23 protein-coding genes are annotated in these 23888 nt (G+C 59.3%); 9 read left to right on the forward strand and 14 right to left on the reverse strand.

Going from position 1 to position 23888, the window contains the following annotated elements; translation table 11 throughout:
• Positions 1 to 30: 30 nt before the first annotated feature.
• From lepB to lptF, 4 genes are all read right to left on the reverse strand, one after another.
• Complete coding sequence (lepB, locus tag V5E99_RS22530) at positions 31 to 885, reverse strand: signal peptidase I (RefSeq protein WP_499804452.1); 855 nt, start codon at positions 883 to 885, stop codon at positions 31 to 33.
• A 5-nt stretch (positions 886 to 890) separates the two neighbouring features.
• A complete protein-coding gene (gene lepA, locus V5E99_RS22535; protein ID WP_499804486.1) occupies positions 891 to 2681 on the reverse strand; it encodes a translation elongation factor 4 in 1791 nt (596 codons plus the stop codon).
• 180 nt (positions 2682 to 2861) lie between these two features.
• Positions 2862 to 3923: an LPS export ABC transporter permease LptG gene (gene lptG, locus V5E99_RS22540; protein ID WP_499804453.1), complete on the reverse strand. Its 1062-nt coding sequence runs from the start codon at positions 3921 to 3923 to the stop codon at positions 2862 to 2864.
• Positions 3916 to 5034, reverse strand: a complete 1119-nt coding sequence (gene lptF, locus V5E99_RS22545; RefSeq protein WP_499804454.1) for an LPS export ABC transporter permease LptF — start codon at positions 5032 to 5034, stop codon at positions 3916 to 3918. Before lptF ends, lptG begins: the two co-directional genes overlap by 8 nt.
• Before the next feature lie 307 nt (positions 5035 to 5341).
• On the opposite strand from lptF, the gene V5E99_RS22550 reads away from it, so the two are divergent.
• The 5 genes from V5E99_RS22550 to rlmF all read left to right on the forward strand — a co-directional run bounded on the left by V5E99_RS22550 (position 5342) and on the right by rlmF (position 12044).
• Positions 5342 to 6832, forward strand: coding sequence for a leucyl aminopeptidase (locus tag V5E99_RS22550; RefSeq protein ID WP_499804455.1), 1491 nt, complete (start codon positions 5342 to 5344; stop codon positions 6830 to 6832).
• Between the two features lie 60 nt (positions 6833 to 6892).
• Entirely contained in the window at positions 6893 to 7321 is a 429-nt protein-coding gene (locus V5E99_RS22555; RefSeq protein ID WP_499804456.1) for a DNA polymerase III subunit chi, read from the forward strand.
• Between the two features lie 8 nt (positions 7322 to 7329).
• Entirely contained in the window at positions 7330 to 7713 is a 384-nt protein-coding gene (locus V5E99_RS22560; RefSeq protein WP_499804457.1) for a hypothetical protein, read from the forward strand.
• 218 nt (positions 7714 to 7931) lie between these two features.
• Entirely contained in the window at positions 7932 to 10778 is a 2847-nt protein-coding gene (locus V5E99_RS22565; protein ID WP_499804458.1) for a valine--tRNA ligase, read from the forward strand.
• Positions 10779 to 11018: 240 nt separating this feature from the next.
• Positions 11019 to 12044 carry a 23S rRNA (adenine(1618)-N(6))-methyltransferase RlmF gene (gene rlmF, locus V5E99_RS22570; protein ID WP_499804459.1) on the forward strand — a complete coding sequence of 342 codons (1026 nt, stop codon included), beginning with the start codon at positions 11019 to 11021 and terminating at the stop codon, positions 12042 to 12044.
• Between the two features lie 202 nt (positions 12045 to 12246).
• Here rlmF and V5E99_RS22575 read toward each other — a convergent pair whose 3' ends face one another.
• Positions 12247 to 12528: an HU family DNA-binding protein gene (locus tag V5E99_RS22575; RefSeq protein ID WP_007905514.1), complete on the reverse strand. Its 282-nt coding sequence runs from the start codon at positions 12526 to 12528 to the stop codon at positions 12247 to 12249.
• Positions 12529 to 13016: 488 nt separating this feature from the next.
• On the opposite strand from V5E99_RS22575, the gene yejK reads away from it, so the two are divergent.
• Both yejK and V5E99_RS22585 read left to right on the forward strand, forming a co-directional pair.
• A complete protein-coding gene (yejK, locus tag V5E99_RS22580; protein WP_499804460.1) occupies positions 13017 to 14021 on the forward strand; it encodes a nucleoid-associated protein YejK in 1005 nt (334 codons plus the stop codon).
• A complete protein-coding gene (locus V5E99_RS22585) occupies positions 14021 to 14371 on the forward strand; it encodes a glutaredoxin family protein (RefSeq protein WP_499804461.1) in 351 nt (116 codons plus the stop codon). The genes yejK and V5E99_RS22585 overlap by 1 nt, the downstream gene beginning before the upstream one ends.
• Before the next feature lie 106 nt (positions 14372 to 14477).
• Here the strand turns inward: V5E99_RS22585 and V5E99_RS22590 are convergent, their stop codons facing one another.
• The 5 genes from V5E99_RS22590 to V5E99_RS22610 form a co-directional block, all read right to left on the reverse strand.
• Complete coding sequence (locus V5E99_RS22590; RefSeq protein WP_499804462.1) at positions 14478 to 15413, reverse strand: glutathione S-transferase family protein; 936 nt, start codon at positions 15411 to 15413, stop codon at positions 14478 to 14480.
• An 85-nt stretch (positions 15414 to 15498) separates the two neighbouring features.
• Entirely contained in the window at positions 15499 to 15801 is a 303-nt protein-coding gene (locus V5E99_RS22595; RefSeq protein ID WP_499804463.1) for a GIY-YIG nuclease family protein, read from the reverse strand.
• Positions 15802 to 15841: 40 nt separating this feature from the next.
• Positions 15842 to 16312: a nuclear transport factor 2 family protein gene (locus V5E99_RS22600; RefSeq protein ID WP_499804464.1), complete on the reverse strand. Its 471-nt coding sequence runs from the start codon at positions 16310 to 16312 to the stop codon at positions 15842 to 15844.
• A gap of 112 nt (positions 16313 to 16424) precedes the next feature.
• On the reverse strand, positions 16425 to 17708 hold the full coding sequence (locus V5E99_RS22605) for a CynX/NimT family MFS transporter (RefSeq protein WP_499804465.1): 1284 nt from the start codon (positions 17706 to 17708) through the stop codon (positions 16425 to 16427).
• Positions 17695 to 18381: a FadR/GntR family transcriptional regulator gene (locus tag V5E99_RS22610; protein ID WP_499804466.1), complete on the reverse strand. Its 687-nt coding sequence runs from the start codon at positions 18379 to 18381 to the stop codon at positions 17695 to 17697. The genes V5E99_RS22605 and V5E99_RS22610 overlap by 14 nt, the downstream gene beginning before the upstream one ends.
• A gap of 167 nt (positions 18382 to 18548) precedes the next feature.
• Between V5E99_RS22610 and V5E99_RS22615 the strand changes: the two genes are divergently transcribed.
• Complete coding sequence (locus V5E99_RS22615) at positions 18549 to 18860, forward strand: type II toxin-antitoxin system MqsR family toxin (protein WP_499804467.1); 312 nt, start codon at positions 18549 to 18551, stop codon at positions 18858 to 18860.
• A complete protein-coding gene (locus tag V5E99_RS22620; protein WP_499804468.1) occupies positions 18857 to 19345 on the forward strand; it encodes a type II toxin-antitoxin system MqsA family antitoxin in 489 nt (162 codons plus the stop codon). The genes V5E99_RS22615 and V5E99_RS22620 overlap by 4 nt, the downstream gene beginning before the upstream one ends.
• Positions 19346 to 19408: 63 nt before the next feature.
• Here V5E99_RS22620 and V5E99_RS22625 read toward each other — a convergent pair whose 3' ends face one another.
• The 4 genes from V5E99_RS22625 to V5E99_RS22640 all read right to left on the reverse strand — a co-directional run bounded on the left by V5E99_RS22625 (position 19409) and on the right by V5E99_RS22640 (position 23570).
• On the reverse strand, positions 19409 to 20173 hold the full coding sequence (locus V5E99_RS22625; protein WP_003171943.1) for an amino acid ABC transporter ATP-binding protein: 765 nt from the start codon (positions 20171 to 20173) through the stop codon (positions 19409 to 19411).
• 10 nt (positions 20174 to 20183) lie between these two features.
• Positions 20184 to 21281: an amino acid ABC transporter permease gene (locus V5E99_RS22630; RefSeq protein WP_499804469.1), complete on the reverse strand. Its 1098-nt coding sequence runs from the start codon at positions 21279 to 21281 to the stop codon at positions 20184 to 20186.
• A 10-nt stretch (positions 21282 to 21291) separates the two neighbouring features.
• Entirely contained in the window at positions 21292 to 22473 is a 1182-nt protein-coding gene (locus tag V5E99_RS22635) for an amino acid ABC transporter permease (protein WP_499804470.1), read from the reverse strand.
• A gap of 65 nt (positions 22474 to 22538) precedes the next feature.
• Positions 22539 to 23570: an amino acid ABC transporter substrate-binding protein gene (locus tag V5E99_RS22640; protein ID WP_499804471.1), complete on the reverse strand. Its 1032-nt coding sequence runs from the start codon at positions 23568 to 23570 to the stop codon at positions 22539 to 22541.
• Between the last annotated feature and the right edge of the window lie 318 nt (positions 23571 to 23888).

Raw genomic sequence — 23888 nt, forward strand, 5'->3', positions numbered from 1 at the left:
TCGGCGCTGTGTTCACAGCGCCGTGGGTGATTACTTGATCAGGCCAACCCGCGAGAAATTCGGCAGGTGACTGAGTTTGGGTTCCGGCCAGCTCATCCAGACCGCGAAGGCCTTGCCGACGATATTCTTGTCGGGAACCATGCCCAGCAGATCCTTGGGAATAGTCGGATCATCCCAGTAGCGACTGTCGTTCGAGTTGTCGCGGTTGTCGCCCATCATGAAGTAATGGCCGGCAGGCACGGTCCAGGTATGGTCCGGCGTTGCGCGGTAGCGGCTCATTTCCTTGCGGATCTGGTGCTCGGCCGCGCCGAGTTTTTCCATGTAGAGCTCGGCGCTGCCCAACGTGCCCGGCTCGGAGCCGACCAGTTGTTCGGCAATCGACTCGCCGTTGACGAACAGACGTTTGTCAGCGGTGTAGCGAATCTGGTCGCCCGGCAGGCCCACTACACGCTTGATGTAGTTGACGTTCGGATCGCTTGGATAGCGGAACACCATCACATCGCCACGCTGTGGATCACCGACTTCGATGACTTTCTTGTCGATCACCGGCAGGCGGATACCGTAAGAAAACTTGTTCACCAGGATGAAGTCGCCAACGTCCAGGGTTGGTTTCATCGAGCCGGAAGGGATCTGGAACGGTTCCACCAGGAACGAACGCAGCACCAGCACGATGAACAACACCGGAAAGAACGACTTGCCGTATTCGACCAGCAGCGGCTCTTTGTTCAGTTTTTCGACGACCACCATGTCAGCCTGGCTGACACTGCCTTGATAGGCATTGATGGCGGACCGGCGCCGAGGCGCCAGGAACAACAGATCAAGCAACGCCAACAGGCCGCAGACGAACACGGCGATGACCAGCAACAGCGGGAAATTTAGTGACATAGGACCTAACTATCCAACCTGAGCACTGCAAGGAAGGCTTCTTGTGGAATTTCCACGTTACCGACTTGCTTCATGCGTTTTTTACCGGCCTTCTGCTTTTCCAACAGCTTGCGCTTACGGCTAACGTCACCGCCGTAGCATTTGGCCAATACGTTCTTTCTGAGTGCCTTGACGGAGGTTCGCGCAATGATCTGCCCGCCAATGGCGGCCTGGATCGCGACGTCGAACATCTGGCGCGGAATCAGTTCTTTCATCTTCTCGGTCAACTGGCGACCTTTGTAGTGCGCGTTATCCCGGTGCACGATCAACGCCAAGGCATCGACCTTGTCACCGTTGATCAGCACATCCAGCTTCACCAGACTAGCCGATTGGTAACGATCGAAATGGTAGTCCAGCGAAGCATAGCCGCGACTGGTGGATTTCAGACGGTCAAAGAAGTCCAGAACCACTTCGTTCATCGGAATATCGTAGGTCACCTGGACCTGGGACCCGAGGAACAGCATGTCGTGCTGCACGCCACGCTTTTCGATGCACAGGGTAATGACGTTGCCCAGGTGCTCTTGCGGCACAAGAATATTGGCCCGCACGATCGGCTCACGCATGTCTTCGATCGACGAGACGTCCGGAAGCTTGGACGGGTTGTCGACGTAAATCGTTTCACCGGTTTTCAGCAACAGCTCGAAAATAACCGTCGGCGCCGTGGTGATCAGGTCCAGGTCGTACTCGCGCTCGAGGCGCTCCTGGATGATTTCCATGTGCAACATGCCGAGGAACCCGCAACGGAAGCCGAAGCCCAGGGCGTCGGAGCTTTCCGGGGTGTATTGCAGGGACGAGTCGTTGAGCGTGAGCTTTTGCAGGGCTTCACGGAAATCTTCGAAGTCGTCGGAGCTGACCGGGAACAGGCCGGCGTAGACCTGCGGCTGGATGCGCTTGAAACCTGGCAGCACGTCGACGTCTGGCGTCGAGCTCAAGGTCAGGGTGTCGCCCACTGGCGCGCCGTGAATGTCCTTGATGCTGGCAATGATGAAGCCCACTTCGCCAGCCTTGAGGTCAACTGTCGGGGTGTGCTTGGGATTGAACACACCGACGCTGTCCACCAGGTGGATCTTGCCGGTGGATTTAACCAGGATCTTGTCGCCCTTCTTCACCCGACCGTGACGTACGCGTACCAGGGAAACAACGCCCAGGTAGTTGTCGAACCAGGAATCGATGATCAACGCTTGCAGCGGATCTTCGTAGTTGCCGGTCGGTGCAGGGATGGTGTGAACCAGGCGTTCGAGGACTTCATCGACGCCCAGGCCAGTCTTGGCGCTGCACTCGACTGCATCGGTAGCGTCGATGCCGATGATTTTTTCGATTTCTTCTTTGACGCGGTCCGGATCGGCCTGTGGCAGGTCGATCTTGTTCAGGACCGGCATGACTTCCAGGCCCTGTTCGATCGCCGTGTAGCAGTTGGCAACCGACTGCGCCTCGACGCCCTGACCGGCATCGACCACCAGCAACGCACCTTCACAGGCCGCCAGCGACCGGCTGACTTCGTAGGTGAAGTCAACGTGGCCGGGGGTGTCAATGAAGTTCAGCTGGTACTTGATACCGTCGCGAGCGGTGTAATACAGGGTGACACTGTGGGCCTTGATGGTGATCCCGCGTTCACGTTCCAGGTCCATGGAGTCCAGAACCTGGGCTTCCATTTCGCGCTCGGCAAGGCCGCCGCACATCTGGATGAAGCGATCGGCCAGCGTCGACTTGCCATGGTCAATGTGGGCGATGATGGAGAAATTGCGGATATGACTCAAATCACTCACGGATCAACACTCAAAAAGGCTGCAGGCATAGCCCGCCGAAAAATAGCCGGGAATTGTACCTGATCCACGACGCAAGCGTCACGTTCGCAGGTCAGACGGCGAATACAAAAACGCCCCGGTCTTGCGACCAGGGCGTTTTTCAGTAGCGGCAACCTCAGGAAAGACCCGGAATCAACCGGCCCGACGCAACAGCCAGACCCCGGCCAGGGCACAGACACCGGCCGGCACCAGCACCGCAAACAGCGGCGAGAAACCGAACACCAGGCTCGAAGGCCCAAGCAAATCCTGGATGATGCGGAAGGTGAAGCCCACCAGCACGCCGGTAAAGACCCGCTGACCGAGAGTCACCGAACGCAGCGGACCGAAGATAAAGGAAATCGCCATCAACACCAGCGCGGCGGTGACCAACGGTTGCAACACCTTGACCCAAAATGCCAGCCAGTAACGGCCATTGGCCAGGCCCTGGTCCGCCAGGTAGTGGATGTAATTCCACAAACCACTGATCGACAGGGTTTCAGGGGTCATCACCACGGTGTTGAGCAGTTGCGGGCTCAAGGCCACGTCCCAGCGTTCGACCGGAGTATTGACCACTTCCGTGTTTCTTTCATGGAACAGCGTGGTGCTGACTTCGCTCAGTTGCCAGTGATCCTTGTCGAACTCCGCACGCTTGGAGAAGCTCGCCGACAGCATGTGCCGCTCTTTGTCGAAGCGATAACGGGTCACGCCGTACAGCACGCCATTGGGTTGCACGGAGTTGATGTGAATGAACTCATCACCCTGGCGATGCCACAAGCCGTGCTTGGCGCTTTGCGCGTCACCACTGCCCTGAGCCAGGGAGCGATTGGCCTGGGCAGTGACTTCAGTCGCCGGCGCCACGTACTCGCCAATCAACACACCCACCACCATCAGGACCAGCATCGGCTTCATGACCGCCCAGACGATCCGCCCGATCGACACGCCGGCGGCGCGCATGATGGTCAGTTCGCTGTTACTGGCCAGGCTGCCCAGGCCGATCAGGCAACCGATCAACGCGGCCATCGGCAACATATCGTAAAGACGACGTGGCGCGGTCAGCAATACGTAGCTCAGGACATCCAGCAAAGTGTAGGTATCGCTGGCGTCGCCCATCTCGTCGATGAAGGCGAACAGCGTGGCCAGACCGAGGATGATCCCCAGCACCGCGAGGATTGCAACGAAAACGCTGCTACCAATGTAGCGATCGAGCTTAACCACGAGCCACCTCCTGCGCAGCGCGGCGACTCGCGATCTTCAAGCGCAAGGGTTCCCAGTAAAGCAATCCCAGGCCGATGGCCAGGAAGATCATGTGCACCCACCACAAGCCCAGCGATTGCGGGATCTTGCCCTTTTCGAGGGCGCCGCGCGCGGCAATCAGGATGGTCAGGTAAGCCATATAAAGAAGAATCGCCGGCAGCAGCTTCAGGAAACGGCCCTGTCGCGGGTTGACGCGCGACAGCGGCACCGCCATCAGGGTCACGATAAACACCAGTATCGGCAAGGAAAGACGCCATTCCAGTTCGGCGCGCGAACGGACGTCATCACCGACCAGCAAGGAGCTGGTGGTCATTGCATCACGGTCGGTCACTTCGTCACTGACGTCCGGCTTGGGCAGCAGAACGCCGTATTCGTCGTACTTGATCGAGCGGTAGTCGGCCTGCCCCGGATTACCGTCGTAGCGGTAGCCGTTGTCGAGAATCAGGTAGTGATTGCCGTCCGGGCGGATTTCCTGGCGGCCCTTTTCGGCCACCAGCACGGAAATCCCGCGATCCTTCTGGGCCGAAGAAATGTTCTTTTGCGAGATGAACACGCCGCCCAGATTGATACGGTCGTCCGTCAGCGTTTCGGTGTAGGTCACCCGCGTACCGTCACGCAGCGCCTGGAAGCGGCCCGGCTCAAGGGTGTCGAATTCGGTCAGGGCGTCTTGTTTGTTCAGCAGAAGCTGGAACTGATTGGCCCCTTGCGGCGCCAGGCTCAGGCTCAGCCATGCAACCACCAGCGCCACCAGGGTCGCCGGGAACAGGGTGTATTGAAACAGACGCTGCTGACTCATGCCGGTGGCCGACAGCACAGTCATTTCGCTTTCCAGGTACAACCGGCCATACGACAGCAGGATGCCCAGGAACAGCCCCAACGGCAGGATCAGTTGCAGGAAACCCGGCAGACGAAACCCCATGATCAGGAACAACGAACCCGGGTCCAGTTGGCCCGAAGCCGCCTGCGCGAGGTATTTAATGAAGCGACCGCTCATGATGATGACCAGCAGCACCGCGCTCACGGCACTCAGGGTCAACAGGACTTCGCGGGATAGATAACGGAAGACGATCAAACCAGACACTCCAGGGTTGTCAGGCTAAGGCGGCCAAACAAGCAAACGTATCGGGCGGCCCGCAGGGCAGAGCCGCCGAAAAAGATGGCGCATTATCCTGTGATTGGGTGCGCCTGTCACTGCGCACGCTCAAGCAGGTGATTAAAGCGTGGAAGATCGTACCGCCGAGGGTTGTCAGGCTCGTGGCCCGAGGTTCAAACTGCGGCCTTTGTCGCGGGTCGTGACCTGCGTCTTTCTATCTATATAAGCAGGCGTTTGCGCACACTGCCGAACGCTGCGTGTTGACCATTAATTCAGGGACCCGGACATGGAACTGGTTGTAAAAAGCGTTAGCCCAGAAACGTTGAAAACCGCCACTCTGGTGGTCGCCGTCGGCGAAGGCCGCAAACTCGGCGCCGTCGCCAAGCAACTCGACGAACTGAGCGGCGGCGCGATCAGCGCTGTACTGAAGCGTGGCGACCTGGCCGGCAAAGTCGGTCAAAGCCTGTTGCTGCACAGCCTGCCGAACCTCAAGGCCGAGCGCGTGCTGCTGGTGGGCGTGGGCAAGGATGAAGAACTGGGTGATCGCCCGTTCCGCAAAATCATCGCCGGCATCCTCAACACCCTCAAAGGCCTGGGCGGCAGCGATGCCGTGCTGGCGCTGGACGAAGTCGTGGTCAAGGGTCGCGACAGCTACGGCAAGACCCGCCTGCTGGCCGAAACCCTGGTGGACGGCGAATACACCTTCGACCAGTTCAAGAGCCAGAAAGCCGAACCCCGCGCCCTGAAGAAAGTCACCCTGGTGACCATCAAGGCTGCCCAGGCTGAAGTCGAGCGTGCCGTGGCCCACGCCACTGCCATCGCCAACGGCATGGCGTTCACCCGCGACCTGGGCAACCTGCCGCCGAACATCTGCCACCCGACGTTCCTCGGCGAACAAGCCAAGAACCTGGGCAAGGAATTCAAGAGCCTGAAAGTCGAAGTCCTTGATGAGAAGAAAATCAAGGAGCTGGGCATGGGCTCGTTCTACGCCGTCGGCCAGGGCAGCGCCCAGCCGCCGCGCCTGATCGTCATGCAATACAACGGCGGCAAGAAATCCGAGAAGCCGTTCGCACTGGTCGGCAAGGGCATCACCTTCGACACCGGCGGCATCAGCCTGAAACCGGGCGCCGGCATGGACGAGATGAAATACGACATGGGCGGCGCCGCCAGCGTGTTCGGCACCCTGCGTGCCGTGCTCGAACTGAAACTGCCGATCAACCTGGTGTGCATCTTGGCCTGTGCCGAGAACATGCCGAGCGGCAACGCTTCGCGCCCGGGCGACATCGTCACCACCATGAGCGGTCAGACCGTGGAAATCCTCAACACCGACGCCGAAGGCCGTCTGGTGCTGTGCGATGCCCTGACCTACTCCGAACGCTTCAAGCCACAAGCCGTGATCGACATCGCGACCCTGACCGGCGCTTGCGTGGTTGCCCTGGGCGCTCACACCTCCGGCTTGCTGGGCAACAACGACGAACTGATCGGCCAACTGCTGAGTGCTGGCCAATCGGCCGACGACCGCGCCTGGCAACTGCCGCTGTTCGATGAATATCAAGAGCAACTGGACAGCCCGTTCGCCGACATCGCCAACATTGGCGGCCCGAAAGCCGGGACCATCACTGCGGCTTGCTTCCTGTCGCGCTTCACCAAGAACCTGAACTGGGCGCACCTGGACATCGCCGGCACCGCCTGGACCAGCGGCGGCAAGGACAAGGGCGCCACTGGGCGTCCGGTTCCTTTGCTGACCCAATACCTGCTGGACCGCGCCAAAGCCTGAAACCGATGACCCTGGGCGGCGCCACCGACTGGTGACGCCGCTCATGGCTCAGGAACCGCAATGACCAAAGTCGACTTCTATATCCTGCCCAGCGCCGATCCGTCAGCGCGGCTGGACTTTGCCTGCAAGCTCACCGAGAAAGCCTGGCGCATGGGGCACCGCATCTACCTGCATTGCAGCGATGCCGCCCAGCGTGATGATCTCGATGCGCGTCTGTGGGCGTTCAAGGGCGAGAGCTTCGTGCCCCACGGCCCCGCCGAAAGCGAACCGGACAGCTTGATTGTCCTGGGGCTTGGCGATGACTGCGGCGTGCATCAGGACCTGCTGGTCAATCTCGATCTGAAGGTTCCAGCCTTCGCCAACAAGTTCGCCCGGGTGGCGGAAGTGGTGGTGGAAGATCCGACGATTCGCGCGGCTGCGCGGGAGAGTTTCCGTTTCTACCGCGAACAGGGCTATCCTCTGCAAGATCACCGTTTACAGCGACTCTGAGCATTCCGATGGACACTCCAAAACCACAGCAAAAGTCCGCGCACCTGCTGGATGACCTTGAGTCGATCCGCCAACTGCTCGGTGATGACAACCTGCAACCGCCCTTGCTGACCGACACGGTCAATGACGGTGACCAGGAACAGATTCCAATGCTGTTCGACGCGGTAGGCACCCCGCCTGAAGCCGTCGAGCCGCCCCCCGCCCCTGCCGCGCAACCGGCACCGGCCGCCAGCAAAGGCCCCGACGCCCTGCTGCACCTGGACAGCGAACTGCGCGCCGCCGCGCAATTGATCCTGCAAGACGTGATCGACGACTTCGCCCCGCATATTGAAACCGAGATCAAACGTCGCCTCGACGCACGGATGGAACGGCTGCTCAGCCAGTACGAATAACCCCGCGCCCCACTGTAGGAGCTGCCGAAGGCTGCGATCTTTTGATCTTGATCTTCAGCGTTATTGAAGACGCCAAAAGATCGCAGCCTTCGGCAGCTCCTACGGGTGCACTCGCCGTATTTCAGAGGCGCCCGGTCTGGCCCTGCTCGCCCTCTGCCACATGCCTCGCTATACTTGCCGGCTTTTCCTGAATAAATGCCAATAGGGTCCCGCCGCGCATGGATAAGACCTACCAGCCGCACGCCATTGAAACTTCCTGGTACAACACCTGGGAGTCCGAGAATTACTTCGCCCCGCAAGGCGCGGGCGAGTCCTACACCATCATGATCCCGCCGCCGAACGTCACCGGCAGCCTGCACATGGGTCACGGCTTCAACAACGCGATCATGGACGCCCTGATCCGTTTCCGCCGCATGCAGGGTCGCAACACCCTGTGGCAGCCGGGCACCGACCACGCCGGTATCGCCACGCAAATGCTGGTGGAACGCCAACTCGAAGCCAAAGGCCAGAGCCGCCACGACCTGGGCCGCGAGAAATTCCTCGAGAAAATCTGGGAATGGAAAGATGAGTCCGGCGGCAACATCAGCCGTCAGATCCGCCGCCTCGGTTCGTCCGTGGACTGGAGTCGCGAACGCTTCACCATGGACGACGGCCTGTCGGAATCGGTGAAAGAAGCCTTTGTGCGCCTGCACGAAGACGGCTTGATCTATCGCGGCAAGCGTCTGGTCAACTGGGACACCAAGTTGCACACGGCGATTTCCGACCTCGAAGTGGAAAACCACGACGAGAAAGGCTTCCTGTGGAACCTGAAATACCCGCTGGCCGACGGCGCCAAGACCGCTGAAGGCAATGATTACCTGATCGTCGCGACCACTCGCCCGGAAACCATGCTCGGCGACGCCGCCGTGGCCGTTAACCCGAACGATGAACGCTACAAAGCCCTGATCGGCAAATTTGTCGAGCTGCCGCTGGTTGGCCGCCGCATCCCGATCATCGCCGACGATTACTGCGATCCTGAATTCGGCACCGGCTGCGTGAAAATCACCCCGGCCCACGATTTCAACGACTACGAAGTCGGCAAGCGCCACAACCTGCCGCTGCTGAACATCTTCGACAAGAACGCCGCCGTGTTGTCGGCCTGCCAGGTGTTCAACCTGGACGGCACGCTGAACGAAAGCATCGACGGCAAGATCCCGGCCGAATACGCCGGCCTCGACCGTTTCGAAGCGCGCAAGCAAATCGTTGCGGCGTTCGACGCCGCCGGCCTGCTGGTCAGTGTTGACGATCACGCCCTGAAAGTGCCGAAAGGCGACCGTTCCGGCACGATCATCGAGCCATGGCTGACCGACCAGTGGTACGTATCGACCAAGCCATTGGCCGAGCCTGCGATTGCCGCCGTTGAAGACGGCCGTATCCAGTTCGTGCCGAAACAATACGAAAACATGTACTTCTCGTGGATGCGCGACATCCAGGATTGGTGCATCAGCCGTCAGTTGTGGTGGGGCCACCGGATTCCGGCCTGGTACGACGAGTCGGGCAAGGTCTACGTCGGTCGCGACGAAGCCGAAGTGCGGGCCAAGAACAATCTGGGCCCGGACGTTGCGCTGCAACAGGACAACGACGTACTCGACACCTGGTTCAGTTCCGGCCTGTGGACGTTCTCCACCCTGGGCTGGCCCGAGCAGACCGAGTTCCTGAAGAAATTCCACTCCACCGACGTGCTGGTCACCGGTTTCGACATCATCTTCTTCTGGGTTGCCCGGATGATCATGCTCACCATGCACTTGGTGAAAAACGAAGACGGCACACCGCAGGTACCGTTCAAGACCGTTTATGTGCACGGTCTGGTACGTGATGGCCTGGGCCAGAAGATGTCCAAGTCCAAGGGCAACGTCCTCGACCCGCTGGACATCATCGACGGTATCGAGCTGGAAGACCTGGTACACAAACGTACCAACGGTCTGATGCAACCGAAACTGGCGAAGAAGATCGAGAAGCAGACCCGCGACGAGTTCGCCGATGGCATCGCCAGCTACGGCACCGACGCCCTGCGCTTCACCTTCTGCTCGCTGGCGTCCACCGGTCGCGACATCAAGTTCGACATGGGCCGCGTCGAAGGCTATCGCAACTTCTGCAACAAGATCTGGAACGCCGCGCGTTATGTTCTGGACAAGGGCGAAGACTGCGGCCAGAACGGCGAGGCCTACGAGCTGTCCCTGGCGGATCGCTGGATCATCTCGCAGTTGCAACGCACCGAAGCCGAAGTGACCCGTCAGCTCGACCAGTTCCGCTTCGACCTGGCGGCACAAGCGCTGTACGAGTTCATCTGGAACCAGTATTGCGACTGGTACCTGGAACTGTCCAAGCCAGTGCTGTGGGACGAAAACGCTCCGGCTGAACGTCAGCGCGGTACTCGCCGCACGCTGGTTCGGGTACTGGAAGTGGCGTTGCGCCTGGCGCATCCGTTCATGCCGTTCATCACCGAAGAAATCTGGCAGCGCATCGCGCCGCTGGCTGGCATCGAAGGCAAGACGATCATGCTGCAACCTTGGCCAGTGGCCAACGAAGCACGCATCGATCAGGGCGCCGAAGATGATATCGAGTGGCTGAAAACCTTGATGCTCGGCACGCGCAACATTCGCGCCGAGATGAACATCGGTCCGGGCAAGCCGCTGAACCTGTTCCTGAAAAACGTCAGTGCCGAAGACCAGCGCCGTCTCACCGAGAACGAAGCGCTGCTGAAGAAACTGGCGCGTCTGGAATCGATCACCGTGTTGGCCGCTGGCGAAGAAGCACCGCTGTCCGCCACCGCGCTGGTGGGCGAGATGGAAGTGCTGGTGCCGATGGCCGGTCTGATCGACAAGGACGCCGAACTGGCACGCCTGGACAAGGAAATCCTGCGTTTGCAGGGTGAAGTCCAGCGCGTGGGCGGCAAGCTGTCCAACGCCGGTTTCGTCGACAAGGCCCCGGCCGAAGTCATCGACAAGGAACGCGCCAAACTGGCTGAAGCTGAACAGGCTTTGGGCAAGTTGGCCGAGCAACACGCGCGGATTGCCAGTTTGTAAGGGCACATCGCAATGAAAGAGGGAGGCCCGCAACGGCCTCCCTTTTTCATGCCCGCCACCGATATCTGTAGGAGCTGCCGAGTGAAACGAGGCTGCGATCTTTTGATCTTGCTCTTCAAAAACACCCTCAAAAGATCGCAGCCTCGTTTCACTCGGCACTCCTACAGGGGATATGCGTCATCAGGGAGCTAATGTGGGACAATGCCCGCACTTTCAGCCATACCCGAATCGACCACACCCATGAACGCCCCCCGCACACCCCGCCCTGCGCGCAAGAAGCCTGACTCCGCCACCCCGGCCAAGGCCGTGGAACCACGCCCGAAGGCCAGCCTGCACCCGCGCAACCGCCACCAGGGTCGCTACGACTTCCCGGAGCTGATCAAGAGCACGCCGGAACTGGCGAAGTTCGTGATCCTCAACCCGTACGGCAAGGAAAGCATCGACTTCGCCAGCCCGGACGCGGTGCGGGTGTTCAACCGGGCGCTGCTCAAGTCGTTCTACGGCGTGGCGCACTGGGACATCCCGGCTGATTACCTGTGCCCACCGGTTCCGGGGCGTGCCGACTACGTGCACTTCCTGGCGGACCTGTTGGCCAGCGTCAATGACGGCGAGATCCCACGCGGCGCGGCGGTCAAGGTGCTCGATATCGGCATGGGCGCCAACTGCGTTTATCCGTTGATCGGTTACAGCGACTACCGCTGGCACTTCCTCGGCTCGGAAATCGACCCGACGGCCGTCGCAGCCGCTAAAGCCATCGTCCAGTCCAACGGGCTGAACAAAGCCATCCAGTTGCGTCAGCAAAGCAATCCCAAGCACATCCTGCTGGGTTTGCTGGAGCCCGGCGAACGCTTTGACCTGACCATGTGCAATCCGCCGTTCCACGCCTCGATGGACGAAGCGACCAAGGGCAGCGAACGTAAATGGCGCGCCCTGGGCCGTGCCGACCCGAAACGCAAATTGCCGGTGCTGAACTTCGGCGGTCAGTCGGCCGAATTGTGGTGTGAAGGCGGCGAAGCTCGCTTTGTGACACAACTGATCGCCGAAAGCGCGAGTTTCCAGCACAAAGTGCTGTGGTTCAGCACGTTGGTGTCGAAAGCGTCGAACCTGCCGGCGATCCAGACCGCGCTGAAAAAGGCTGGCGTACTGGAAAGCCAGGTCGTGGAAATGTCCCAAGGGCAGAAGCAAAGCCGCTTCGTGGCCTGGACCTTCCAGACCAAATCCGAGCAGCAAGCGTGGCGTGAGCGCTGGGTACGCAAAGGTAACTGACCAATACTGGTCGAAAATGTGGGAGCGGGCTTGCTCGCGAATGCGGTGTATCAGTCACCATTGAAGTCGACTGACACACCGCATTCGCGAGCAAGCCCGCTCCCACAATTGTTTTTGTAGTATTTGCGGGTCAATCGCTAAATCGCAGACACAAAAAAACCGTGCCCGGATCACTCCGGAGCACGGTTTTTTTTACTGCGTCTTACTTGTTAACAGCGTCGGTCAGGCCTTTGGCCACAACCAGCTTGATAACTTTCTTGGCAGCGATTTCGATGGCAGCGCCAGTCGAAGGGTTACGGCCGGTACGGGCTGGACGCTCAGTCACTTTCAGTTTGCCGATACCTGGCAGAGTGATTTCGCCGCCGTTTTCCAGCTGATCAGCAACGATTTGGCCCAGTTGGTCCAGAGCGTTACGCGCGGTGGTTTTTGGCGCGTCGATAGCTTCAGCGATGTCGGCGATCAGTTGGTCTTTAGTAAGAGCCATGTAGTGTTCCTTCCCTATCAAATTCATATGGATTGCAGAGTGCAGTGTCAGCCATCGAGCCCGATCTTCTGGATCTGGCACCCTCGGCCATAACCGCGACGAGTCGGGGTTATAGATACCGAAATCAGGGTTTGGTTCGACCTGACAAATGCTGAATGCACGCTTAACGCAGTGACTTCGCGTAAGACCGGGCAAAACTAGCACAGAGACGGGGAAATATCCGCCTCTTGCTACCCATTTGGTCAGCTTTATTGCTCTAAACCGGGAAAAAATCGAATAAGGACCGCTCCAGACCGATGATTTTGCCTTCCGCCCCCTGTAGAAGCTGCCGAAGGCTGCGATCTTTTGACTTTGATTTTTAAAAACAAGATCAAAAGATCGCAGCCTTCGGCAGCGCCTACAAAGGGAGCTTGCCGGCCTGTTTGCGGTACACTTGGCACTTTTTTGGGGGAGCACGCCCTCCGCCCCTTCAATCAGCCGAGAAGCCCATGCCGATCCGTCATTGCATCGTCCACCTGATCGACAAAAAACCCGACGGCACACCCGCAGTTCTCCACGCGCGCGACTCTGAGCTGGCCGAGTCCACCGCCATCGAGAACATGCTCGCCGACCTCAACGAGAGCTACAACGCCAAGCAGGGCAAGGCCTGGGGCTTCTTCCATGCCGAGTCCGGGGCGCATCCGTTCAGCGGCTGGCTGAAGGAATACCTCGATGGCGGAAAGGATTTCACGGCATTCAGCCGCGTGGCGGTGGAACACCTGCAAAAGCTGATGGAAGAATCGAACCTCTCAACAGGCGGACACGTGTTGTTCGCCCACTACCAGCAAGGCATGACCGATTACCTGGCCATCGCCCTGCTGCACCACAGCGAAGGCGTGGCCGTGACCGAAGCGCTGGACGTGACCGCGTCCCGTCACCTGGACTTGGGCCAGTTGCACCTGGCGGCGCGGATCAACATTTCCGAGTGGCAGAACAACAAGCAGTCCAAGCAGTACATTTCGTTTATCAAAGGCAAGAACGGGAAAAAGGTTTCGGAGTATTTCCGCGACTTCATCGGCTGCCAGGAAGGCGTCGACGGCCCCGGCGAAACCCGCACCTTGCTCAAAGCCTTCAGTGATTTCGTTGAAAGCGAAGACTTGCCGGAAGAGTCCGCCCGCGAAAAAACCAAGACCCTGGTCGACTACGCCAGCAGCCAGGCCAAACTCGGCGAGCCGATGGGCCTGGAAGAGCTCTCGGAGCTGATCGACGAAGAGCGGCCGAAGGCCTTCTACGATCACATCCGCAACAAGGATTACGGCCTCTCGCCGGAAATTCCGGCGGACAAGCGCACCCTGAACCAGTTCCGCCGCTTCACCGGGCGCGCCGAAGGCCTGTCCATCAGCTTCGAAGCGCACCTGCTGGGCTCGAAGATCGAATACGACGAAGAAGCCGGCACGCTGATCATCAAGGGCTTGCCCACCCAACTGACCGATCAGTTGAAGCGACGCAACTGATGCTCAACGGGGTGCTGAAGAAATTCCTGCTGATCCTGCTGGTGGTCGTGGTTTACCAGAACTGGGGCAAGATCGAGCGCTACATCCACCCGGCGCAAGTGGTGTCCGAGCAAACCCAGGCCAAGGCCAACGTCGTGCTCTACGCCACCGACTGGTGCGGCTACTGCAAATTGACCAAGCGCTTTCTCGATCAGAAGGGCATTCCGTACAAGGAATTCGACATCGAGAAGGACGCGACAGCGCGCAAGGCTTATGAAGCGTTGGGCGGGCGCGGGATTCCGTTGATTGACGTGAACGGGACGTTGATTCGCGGGTATGACCCGGATGAAATCCTCGCCGCCCTGAAATGATTTTTTAAAATCAAAAGATCGCAGCCTTCGGCAGCTCCTACAGGGTGTACGCTGCCGAAGGCTGCGATCCTGGCGATATCCGCTTCACCAAAGATTTGCCGCCAAATCAGACAGCTTCGATGCGGAATCCGAACCGCGGAAAGTGCACATGCACCACGCCCGCACGTTCATCTTCACGGCGCAGTATCAATTCCTCACGCCCCGCGAACACCAGCTTGCCCGCCACCGGATCACAGCCGTAGTCGGTCGCTGCGATCACCACCTGCTGGCCCGCCTCAAAGCCGTTAGGCTCGTCGAACGCTTCATCCGGCAACGGAGCCGGCGTGGCCTTGCGCGACACCTCCAGCGCCTCTTCAGCCGTCATCTCGCTGAACGCGCCATGACCAAAGCCCAGCACCCGACCAAACCACGCCAACACCGCCGGATAAGCATCGACCAACGGTGAAGTCACCGGTGTTGCCTTGAGGAACCACAGGCAATGGGCCAGGGAGAAATCGGCAATCGACGGCTCGCCAAACAGGAAGTCGCCCTGCTCGCGTTGAAGCTGCAATTCGAGACCGCCCATGATGGTCGGCCACTGGTGCCGCGCCTGTTCCGCCGACAACTTCGTCGCGCTGCCACCGCTAAACAACCCGGCTCGGTCAGCCAGGAACGCCTTGATCGCTTCCGGCGGCAATTTGCCGAAACGCACCGCCACCGATTCCGGCTGGAACACCAGGCTCACTGCGTGCTGGAACACCACCGAATCCACCCATGCCGCGAAGGCCGCGACGATCATTTCCTGACCTTCGGGGAAGAACGCCGGCAGGGCTTTTTCCTGCTCCAGGCGACGGGCGATCAATGAGGTGTCGCAATAGATGTCGGCGCCAATTTGCAGCACCGGGGTCTTGCGGTAGCCGCCGGTCAAAGCGGTCAGATCAGGTTTTGGCATCACCGGCGAGATCTTCACCGAGCGCCAGGACAACCCCTTGAAGCCCAGCAACAAACGCGCTTTTTCAGCGAAAGGGGACGTCGGGTAGTTGTGAAGAATCAGCTCTGACATGCTCGGCTCCGCCGCTCAGATGAAGGAGCTCGCAGCTTAACGTGCAATGGGTGAGCAGCCTACAGATCTGCCTGATGGGAACTTATCAGTCAGATTGATAAGTACCGACCAGACATTCCTTGGCGCTTTTCTTGAGTTTTTTGATCAACCGTTCCTGACGCAGGGCTTCGCTTTTATCGCGGCAGGCTTCGGTGTAGACCAGCGCCACGGCGGGGCTGGAAAGGAAGAAGCGTGCGCCCTTTCCGCTTTGATGCGTGGCAAAACGGCGCACCGGGTCGTCGCTGATCCCGCAGTAAAGCGACCCGTTGGCCGCCCGCACGAGGTAGACGAACCAGGGTTTGCTCACCGGGGTTTGCGGGTCGGCGGGTATTTCGCTGAGGGTGCTCACGTGACGATCAAGGCTTGAGGGGAAACAAGCCGCGATCTTATCAGCGACTGGCCTGGAATGCCTTCAGCCCCTTCAACGCCTGGGCGCGAACGGCGTTGCGCACCAGTGGCGTCCAGCCCAGCAACAGGCCTTTGGCGCCCAGTGCCTGGCGGGACCAGCGCCACATATCAAAGCTGTCGTGGTGCTCGCAGATCTTGCCGTCGCGAAACACAAAACGCGCCTGGATGTCGTTGATCACGACATTGCCGGTCTGGCTGAACAGGTACGTCGCCACCCAATGGGCGCCGCCGGTGCGGTCGTCGCTGCGCACGCTGTCGAAGGTCAGGGAAAAGTCTTTGGCCCGAGTGGTGAGCATGCGCCACATGTCGCCGGCATCGCGGCCGCGCAACTCGCCGAACGCCGGATCACTGAACACCACGTCGTCGGTGTAGCAGGCGCTCATCGCCTCGGCATCCAACCGCTGGAAGGCTTGGTAGAACCGGGTGATCAAGGCGTTGTGGGCATCACTCATGGGCAGACTCCGTGGGTTTGCAAAATGGTTTCAAAAGATTGCATGCACGATAGTCTGCAAATGCGCGCAAGACCACCGGCATTCGTGGGCCGAATGCCAGCAGTGCGAAAATTCAGACTTTTTCCCTGTGCACCTGGACGTAGAGCGCTCGCCCGGCACCGAGCCCGGCGATGATCGCGCCGAGGCCGATGATGCCGAAGATCCAGCCGAGAGCGTTCCAGCCACCGGTCCAGTCATGAACGATGCCGACCGCAAATGGCCCCATGGACGCCAGGGTGTAACCGAAGCCCTGGGCCATGCTCGACAGGTTGGCGGCCACATGCGCGTCCCGCGAGCGCAACACGATCAGGGTCAGCGCCAGGCTGAACGTGGCGCCCTGCCCCAGACCGAGCAGGATCGCCCAACCCCACAGGCCTTCGATCGGCGCGTAGAGGCAACCGAACAAACCGCCGAGAGTCAGCAGCATAACGATGACAATCGCCAGCCGTTGGTCCTTGCCGCGTGTCGCCAGCCAAGGTGCGGCGAGGGAACTGGCCAGTTGGACAATCACCGAACCGGACAATACGAGCCCGGCCTGGGTCGGTGTCAGCCCACGACCGATCAGGATCGACGGCAACCAGCCGAACACGATGTAAGCCAGGGACGATTGCAGGCCCATGTAAAGCGTGACTTGCCAGGCCAATGGATCGCGCAGCAACCCGCGCACCCGATAGGCGACGTTATGCGAGCCGTGTTTCTGTCCCACTTGCGGCAACCAGAACATCGCCGCGACCACCGCCGGAATCACCCAGAAGCCCAGGCCCAACGCCCAGCTCTTGTCGAAATGCTCGCTCAACGGCACGGTCGCCCCTGCCGCCATCGCCGCACCCAGGCACAGCGCCATGGTGTAGACACCGGTCATGGTGCCGGCCTGTTTCGGGAAGTCGCGTTTGACGATTCCCGGCAGTAACACGCCGATGACACCGATGCTGGCGCCGGCCAACACGCTGCCGGCGAACAACCCGACTTCACCGAAGCAACTGCGCAGGATGATCCCGCCGGCCAGCACCAGCAAAATCCCCAACACCACACGCTCGGCGCCGAAACGCCGGGCCAGGATCGGAGCCAGTGGCGCGAACAGACCGAGGCACAGCACCGGCAACGTCGTCAGCAAACCGGCCTGGGCAGCGGACAAGCCGAGGGTTCTGGAAACCTCGCTGAGCATCGGCGCCATGCTCGACAGCGCCGGGCGCAGGTTCAGCGCCACCAGAATCAGCCCCAGCAACAACAGCCACGGCCGCCGCAGAATCGGGTGACTTTGCTGAATTTGTTCGTCATCGGCCTCGGCGTCGATCAGCAGCTCTTCGAGCTCTGCCGTGCGCTTGGGCTGCTGGATGTTGCTGTTATTGGCAGACATGGAGTTCTCGGCTTAAAGGTTCATTGATCAACTGTCTCGACAGGGCTTTGGCCCGTTCCGGATCGCGTTGTTCGACGGCGTCGAGCAGGTCGATATGCAGGTCGAAGACCTCTTGGCGTCGCGGGGTGATGTTCAAGGTCTGGCGTAGTTGTGCGCCGACGATGCTGGAGAAGTAGCGATACAACTCGCTGAGGGTCGGGTTGTGGGCGGCATCCACCAGAAGCCGGTGGAACACCAGGTCGCAGGCGATGTAACTGTCGAGATCGCCGTGGTAGTGGCTGCCGCTGACGCCTAATGCCTCTCGCAGGGCGATCAGGTCTTCGTCGGTACGACGCAGCGCCGCCAGGCCGATGGCTTCGACTTCGAGGATGTGCCGGGTTTCCCTGGCCTGTTCCTGGGTGCAGCGGGATAAGGCTTTCAGGGTGTCGAGCGGATCGATCACCGCCCGCAGGTAACTGCCGTCGCCCTGGCGGATCTCGATCAACCCGGAAAACGCCAACACCCGCATCGCTTCACGCACGGTGTTGCGGCTGATGCCCAGCTCGGCGGACAGCTCGGGCTCGGTGGGTAAACGCTGGCCGACCGTCCAGACGCCTTCGGTGATGCGCAGGCGCAACTGATCCAGGGCCTGATCGACCAGGGATCGCTTAACGAGTGGAGAAATGTCTGACATTGGATTCGCCCTTTCATCCAATCATAGGATGAATTTTCTGACATGTTAGTCAGCTCCGTGTAGGACGGCAACCGCCTAAATTCAGACAGAGGGAAATGGAGCGGGATTTTCGATTAGTCAAAATTACCCTTTAAGGGTAATTTCAGGGATAGGGCTTACGGTTTCTTATGGAGAAGAACACACCCCATTATGACTTGGCAGTGATCAAGGCTGAGGTGGTCAGGCTAGGCAAAAAAGCGTTCACCCAGCGGGCCAAGGAATCGGGCCGTGACCTGGGTCTAAACCTGCCGCAAATGATCGAGGCGATCTGCGCGCTGGAACGCCGAATGCTCTTCAAATCCATGACCACCTATGTCGATCACCGGGTCTGGCAGGACGTTTATCACACAACATTTTGTGGAATGGAGATTTACATCAAAGTGTCTTACCGCCCAGGCGGAGGGCACCCGGTAGTCTCCTTCAAGGAGAAAGACCTATGAGAACGCAGCAATGCGTCAACTGCGGCACACACGATGGGATGGGCCACTTCGAAGGTCGCACCCTCTCAGTGAATTACAAACAGATGTCGCGACTCGTTGACGATCTTGCGGGATGGGAATGCAGAGTCTGCAGTGAAATCGAATTCGATCATGACACCGACAGCGCCGACCGTTATGCAGATGCCGGCGATCAATTGCTTCACGACTGCCTGCAACTGATCGGCTCGGAGATAAAACGAATCCGCCGCAAACTCCATCTCACGCAAAAAAACGCGGTGAAGTTGTTGTCCGGTGGCGGGAACAACGCCTTTTCGCGGTATGAACGCGGTGAACTAGCGCCCCCCAGGCCGCTGCTCACACTGATGCAACTGTTGGATCGTCATCCCTATTTGCTGGCAGAAATTCAGGTCTTGAACGAAGGCGACGACCTCAAACAACTATTGGCCGCTCGTCATCCGGAGTTGGAGGCCGCGCTCGCCTCCTGACTCAAATCCCGGACAAAAATAAACCCGGAACAGGTCCGGGTTTATTTCACTGCCTGACGTCGATCAATGCAGGATCTGGCTCAAGAACAGTTTGGTCCGATCATTCTGTGGATTGTCGAAGAAGTCGTTCGGTGCAGCCTGTTCGACGATTTCGCCTTTGTCCATGAAGATCACGCGATTGGCCACGGTGCGGGCGAAGCCCATTTCGTGGGTCACGCAGAGCATGGTCATGCCGTCTTCAGCCAGGCCGATCATGGTGTCGAGAACCTCTTTCACCATCTCAGGGTCGAGTGCCGAAGTCGGTTCGTCGAACAGCATGATTTTCGGTTTCATGCACAGGGCACGGGCAATCGCCACACGCTGTTGCTGACCGCCGGACAGTTGCCCCGGGAATTTATGCGCCTGCTCTGGAATGCGTACGCGCTCCAGGTAGTGCATGGCGATTTCTTCGGCCTTGCGTTTCGGCATCTTGCGCACCCACATCGGGGCCAGGGTGCAGTTCTGCAGGATGGTCAGGTGCGGGAACAGGTTGAAGTGCTGGAACACCATGCCGACTTCACGGCGAATCGCTTCGATCTGCTTGAGGTCGTTGGTCAGCTCCACGCCATCGACCACGATGCGGCCCTGCTGGTGTTCTTCCAGGCGATTGAGGCAACGGATGGTGGTCGACTTGCCGGAACCCGACGGGCCGCACAGGACGATACGCTCGCCCTGCTTGACGTTCAGGTTGATGTCTTTCAACACGTGGAACTGGCCGTACCACTTGTTTACGCCCTGCATCTGAATAATGCCTTCAGGGCTCACAGGCTGTTTGATCGCTTCACTCATGACAAAACTCCTAACGCTTGTGGCCAGTGTCCAGCTTACGTTCCAAATGCATGGAGTAGCGGGACATACCAAAACAGAAAATCCAGAACACCAGGGCCGCAAACACATAGCCTTCGGTCGCCATGCCCAACCATTTCGGGTCGGCGGCGGCTTGCTTGACGCTGTTGAGCAAGTCGAACAGGCCGATGATGATCACCAGGCTGGTGTCCTTGAACAGCGCAATGAAGGTGTTGACGATGCCAGGGATTACCAGCTTCAGGGCTTGCGGCAGAATCACCAGGCCCATGCTGCGCCAGTAACCGAGGCCCATCGCCGCAGCCGCTTCGTACTGACCTTTAGGGATCGCTTGCAGACCACCGCGCACCACTTCGGCCACGTAGGCCGACTGGAACAGGATCACGCCGATCAACGCCCGCAGCAGTTTGTCGAAGTTCATGCCTTCAGGCAGGAACAGCGGCAGCATTACCGAAGACATGAACAGCACCGTGATCAGCGGCACACCGCGCCAGAACTCGATGAAGGTCACGCAGACCACGCGAATCGCCGGCATGTTCGAACGACGGCCCAGCGCCAGGATGATCCCCAGCGGCAACGCGCCGGCGATACCGACGGTGGCGATCACCAGGGTCAGCATCAGGCCGCCCCATTGGCTGGTCGCCACGTTGGTCATGCCGAAGATGCCGCCGTGCAGCAGGAAGTAGGCAATGATCGGGTAAGCCACCAGGAAGCTCAGCCCGTACACCGCTTTACGGTGAAAACGCGAGATGAACAACGGTGCCACGCCGATGACCGCCAGCCACACGGTCAGGTCCACGCGCCAGCGCAGTTCCGGCGGGTAGTAGCCGTACATGAACTGGCCGAAACGCTGCTGGATGAACACCCAGCAAGCGCCTTCCTTGGTGCAGTCGGCGCGAGTAGTGCCGACCCAGTTGGCGTCCAGGATCGCCCAATGCAGCAGCGGCGGAACGATCAGGTAGATCAGGTAAAACGCGAACAGGGTCAGCAGGGTGTTGATCCAGCTGGAGAACATGTTGGCGCGCATCCACGCCACCACACCGATGCTGCTGCTCGGTGGTGGCATGTCAGGTTTGAAAGTATGGGTAGTCATGCGCGTTTCCTCACCGCTCGATCAGCGCAATGCGCTTGTTGTAACAGTTCATCAGCAGGGAAATGCTGATACTGATCGCCAGGTACACGCTCATGGTGATGGCAATAACCTCAATCGCCTGCCCGGTCTGGTTCAGCACCGTACCGGCAAACAACGAAACCATTTCCGGGTAACCGATACCGGCCGCCAGCGAAGAGTTCTTCGCCAGGTTCAGGTATTGGCTGGTCAGCGGCGGAATGATCACGCGCAGGGCTTGCGGGATGATCACCTTGCGCAGGGTCGGACCGTTACGCAGCCCGAGGGAGCGCGCCGCTTCGGTCTGGCCATGGCTGACCGACTTGATGCCCGAACGCACGATCTCGGCGATAAACGCCGCGGTGTACACGGTCAGGGCCAGGGTCAGCGCCAGCAGTTCCGGGATCAACACCCAGCCACCGACGAAGTTGAAGCCTTGCAGCTTCGGCAATTCCCAGTGCAACGGGGCACCGAAAATCAGCGCGCACAGTGCCGGGATCACCACAATGATCGCCAGGCCCACCCAGAACTTGTGGAACGGTACGCCGGTCGCTTCGAAGCGCTTGTTGGCCCAGCGGCACATCATCACGATGGCAACGATGGCCACCACGATGCTGACCATGAACGCCCAGAACCCCGGCGACAGTTGCGCAGCCGGCATGTTCAGGCCACGACTGCTGACGAAAAAGGTGTCGCCGAAGTTATGGCTGGCCCGCGGCCCTGGCATGGTCAGGAACACGGCGAAGTACCAGAACAGGATTTGCAGCAGCGGTGGAATGTTACGGAAAACTTCCACGTAAACCGTCGCCAGCTTGCTGATGATCCAGTTCGGCGACAGCCGTGCCACACCGACGATGAACCCGAGGATGGTCGCCAGAACCACGCCGATGACGGTCACCAGCAAGGTGTTGAGCAAACCGATGACAAACACCCGGGCATACGTGTCCGATTCGGTGTAGTCGATCAGGTGTTGAGCGATGCCGAACCCGGCACTGCGTTCCAGAAAGCTGAAGCCGGAAGTAATGCCCCGGTGTTGCAGGTTGGTTTGCGTATTGTCGAACAGATACCAGCCCATCGCGACGACCGCGACAATCGTGATGATCTGAAATAGCCACGCACGCACTTTTGGATCGCTAAGGCTGAGCCTCTGCTTTGGTGCGCCGATTGATTTTTGCATGAAGTGCCCCGCAAAGAATGGAACAGAACATCACCCGGTGGTTGGCCCACCGGGTGATAGAACCATCAGCGCACTGGTGGTGCGTATTGAATGCCGCCGTTGGTCCACAGGGCGTTCAAGCCACGGTCGATTTCCAGCGGGGTGGTCTTGCCGAGGTTTTTCTCGAAGATTTCGCCGTAGTTACCGACTTGGGAAACGATCTTGACGACCCAGTCCTTCGGCAGCTTCAGGTCTTTGCCGTATTCGCCGTCAGCACCCAACATACGGGCAACATCCGGGTTCTTGGTCGACTTGGCTTCTGCCAGAACGTTTTTCGAAGTGATGCCGGCTTCTTCGGTGTTCAGCAGTGCGTAGCCCACCCAGCGAACGATCGCCAGCCACTCGTCGTCGCCGTTACGTACGACTGGACCCAGTGGTTCTTTGGAGATGGTTTCCGGCAGTACCACGTAGTCTTTTGGCGAAGCCAGTTTGCTGCGCTGTGCGTAGAGCTGCGACTTGTCGGAGGTCAGCACGTCGCAACGACCGGATTCCAGCGACTTGGCGCTTTCATCGGAGGTGTCGAAAGTGATCGGGGTGTACTTCAGGTTGTTGGCGCGGAAGTAATCGGAAACGTTCAGCTCGGTGGTGGTACCGGCTTGAATACAGATGGTTGCACCGTCCAGTTCCTTGGCACTTTTCACGCCCAGCTTGCTGTTGGCCAGGAAGCCGACGCCGTCGTAATAAGTAATGAAGCCAGGAAATTTCAGGCCCATGCCCGCGTCACGGGAACTGGTCATGGTGGTGTTACGCGACAGGATGTCGATTTCGCCGGACTGAAGCGCGGTGAAGCGCTCCTTGGCGTTCAACTGGCTGAACTTGACCTTGGTTGCATCGCCGAATACAGCGGCTGCCACAGCGCGGCAGACGTCAGCGTCGATCCCGAGGATCTTGCCGGTGGAGTCCGGAACCGAGAAGCCCGGCAAACCATCACTCACGCCGCACTGTACGAAACCTTTCTTCTGCACTGCATCCAGGGTTGCACCCGCCTGAGCGAACCCGCTGACACCGAGTACTGCGGCTGCAGTCACGATAGCCAGGGTGGATTTCAACATTTTCATTCAAACCTCCAGTTTTGCTCTTGTTGTGTCGGAGCGTGAGTCTTGTCGCACCCTTTTGAGGCGTTGTTGACCCGTGTTGGCTTTTTTTGGGGTCAACCGACGTAAGACCTTAGCTATGAGTCTAGTAGGAGAAAATCCACATCATGGACAACTCACTTCTCACCAATCGGCCGAACGGGCTGTAGCCCTTTCACGTTCGCTATGCCCGTAACGGCCACTGGCGAACATCCATCACCGGATTCTTTGCTATCCCGTCGTCAGCAGTACACTGATAGTGTTACCGCCAGACGCGAGATTGGTTGCACAGGTTTTTCCATA

The organism is Janthinobacterium sp. LPB2021202312-11-4 (assembly GCF_037049705.1).
Classification (GTDB): domain Bacteria; phylum Pseudomonadota; class Gammaproteobacteria; order Pseudomonadales; family Pseudomonadaceae; genus Aquipseudomonas.

Bases quoted from the DNA above. Each gene is read 5' to 3' on its own strand.
- lepB (WP_499804452.1), bottom strand. From the start codon at position 885: ATGTCACTAAATTTCCCGCTGTTGCTGGTCATCGCCGTGTTCGTCTGC.
- V5E99_RS22550 (WP_499804455.1), top strand. From the start codon at position 5,342: ATGGAACTGGTTGTAAAAAGCGTTAGCCCAGAAACGTTGAAAACCGCC.
- V5E99_RS22555 (WP_499804456.1), top strand. From the start codon at position 6,893: ATGACCAAAGTCGACTTCTATATCCTGCCCAGCGCCGATCCGTCAGCG.
- V5E99_RS22560 (WP_499804457.1), top strand. From the start codon at position 7,330: ATGGACACTCCAAAACCACAGCAAAAGTCCGCGCACCTGCTGGATGAC.
- V5E99_RS22565 (WP_499804458.1), top strand. From the start codon at position 7,932: ATGGATAAGACCTACCAGCCGCACGCCATTGAAACTTCCTGGTACAAC.
- rlmF (WP_499804459.1), top strand. From the start codon at position 11,019: ATGAACGCCCCCCGCACACCCCGCCCTGCGCGCAAGAAGCCTGACTCC.
- V5E99_RS22575 (WP_007905514.1), bottom strand. From the start codon at position 12,528: ATGGCTCTTACTAAAGACCAACTGATCGCCGACATCGCTGAAGCTATC.
- yejK (WP_499804460.1), top strand. From the start codon at position 13,017: ATGCCGATCCGTCATTGCATCGTCCACCTGATCGACAAAAAACCCGAC.
- V5E99_RS22585 (WP_499804461.1), top strand. From the start codon at position 14,021: ATGCTCAACGGGGTGCTGAAGAAATTCCTGCTGATCCTGCTGGTGGTC.
- V5E99_RS22590 (WP_499804462.1), bottom strand. From the start codon at position 15,413: ATGTCAGAGCTGATTCTTCACAACTACCCGACGTCCCCTTTCGCTGAA.
- V5E99_RS22600 (WP_499804464.1), bottom strand. From the start codon at position 16,312: ATGAGTGATGCCCACAACGCCTTGATCACCCGGTTCTACCAAGCCTTC.
- V5E99_RS22605 (WP_499804465.1), bottom strand. From the start codon at position 17,708: ATGTCTGCCAATAACAGCAACATCCAGCAGCCCAAGCGCACGGCAGAG.
- V5E99_RS22610 (WP_499804466.1), bottom strand. From the start codon at position 18,381: ATGTCAGACATTTCTCCACTCGTTAAGCGATCCCTGGTCGATCAGGCC.
- V5E99_RS22615 (WP_499804467.1), top strand. From the start codon at position 18,549: ATGGAGAAGAACACACCCCATTATGACTTGGCAGTGATCAAGGCTGAG.
- V5E99_RS22620 (WP_499804468.1), top strand. From the start codon at position 18,857: ATGAGAACGCAGCAATGCGTCAACTGCGGCACACACGATGGGATGGGC.
- V5E99_RS22625 (WP_003171943.1), bottom strand. From the start codon at position 20,173: ATGAGTGAAGCGATCAAACAGCCTGTGAGCCCTGAAGGCATTATTCAG.
- V5E99_RS22630 (WP_499804469.1), bottom strand. From the start codon at position 21,281: ATGACTACCCATACTTTCAAACCTGACATGCCACCACCGAGCAGCAGC.
- V5E99_RS22635 (WP_499804470.1), bottom strand. From the start codon at position 22,473: ATGCAAAAATCAATCGGCGCACCAAAGCAGAGGCTCAGCCTTAGCGAT.
- V5E99_RS22640 (WP_499804471.1), bottom strand. From the start codon at position 23,570: ATGAAAATGTTGAAATCCACCCTGGCTATCGTGACTGCAGCCGCAGTA.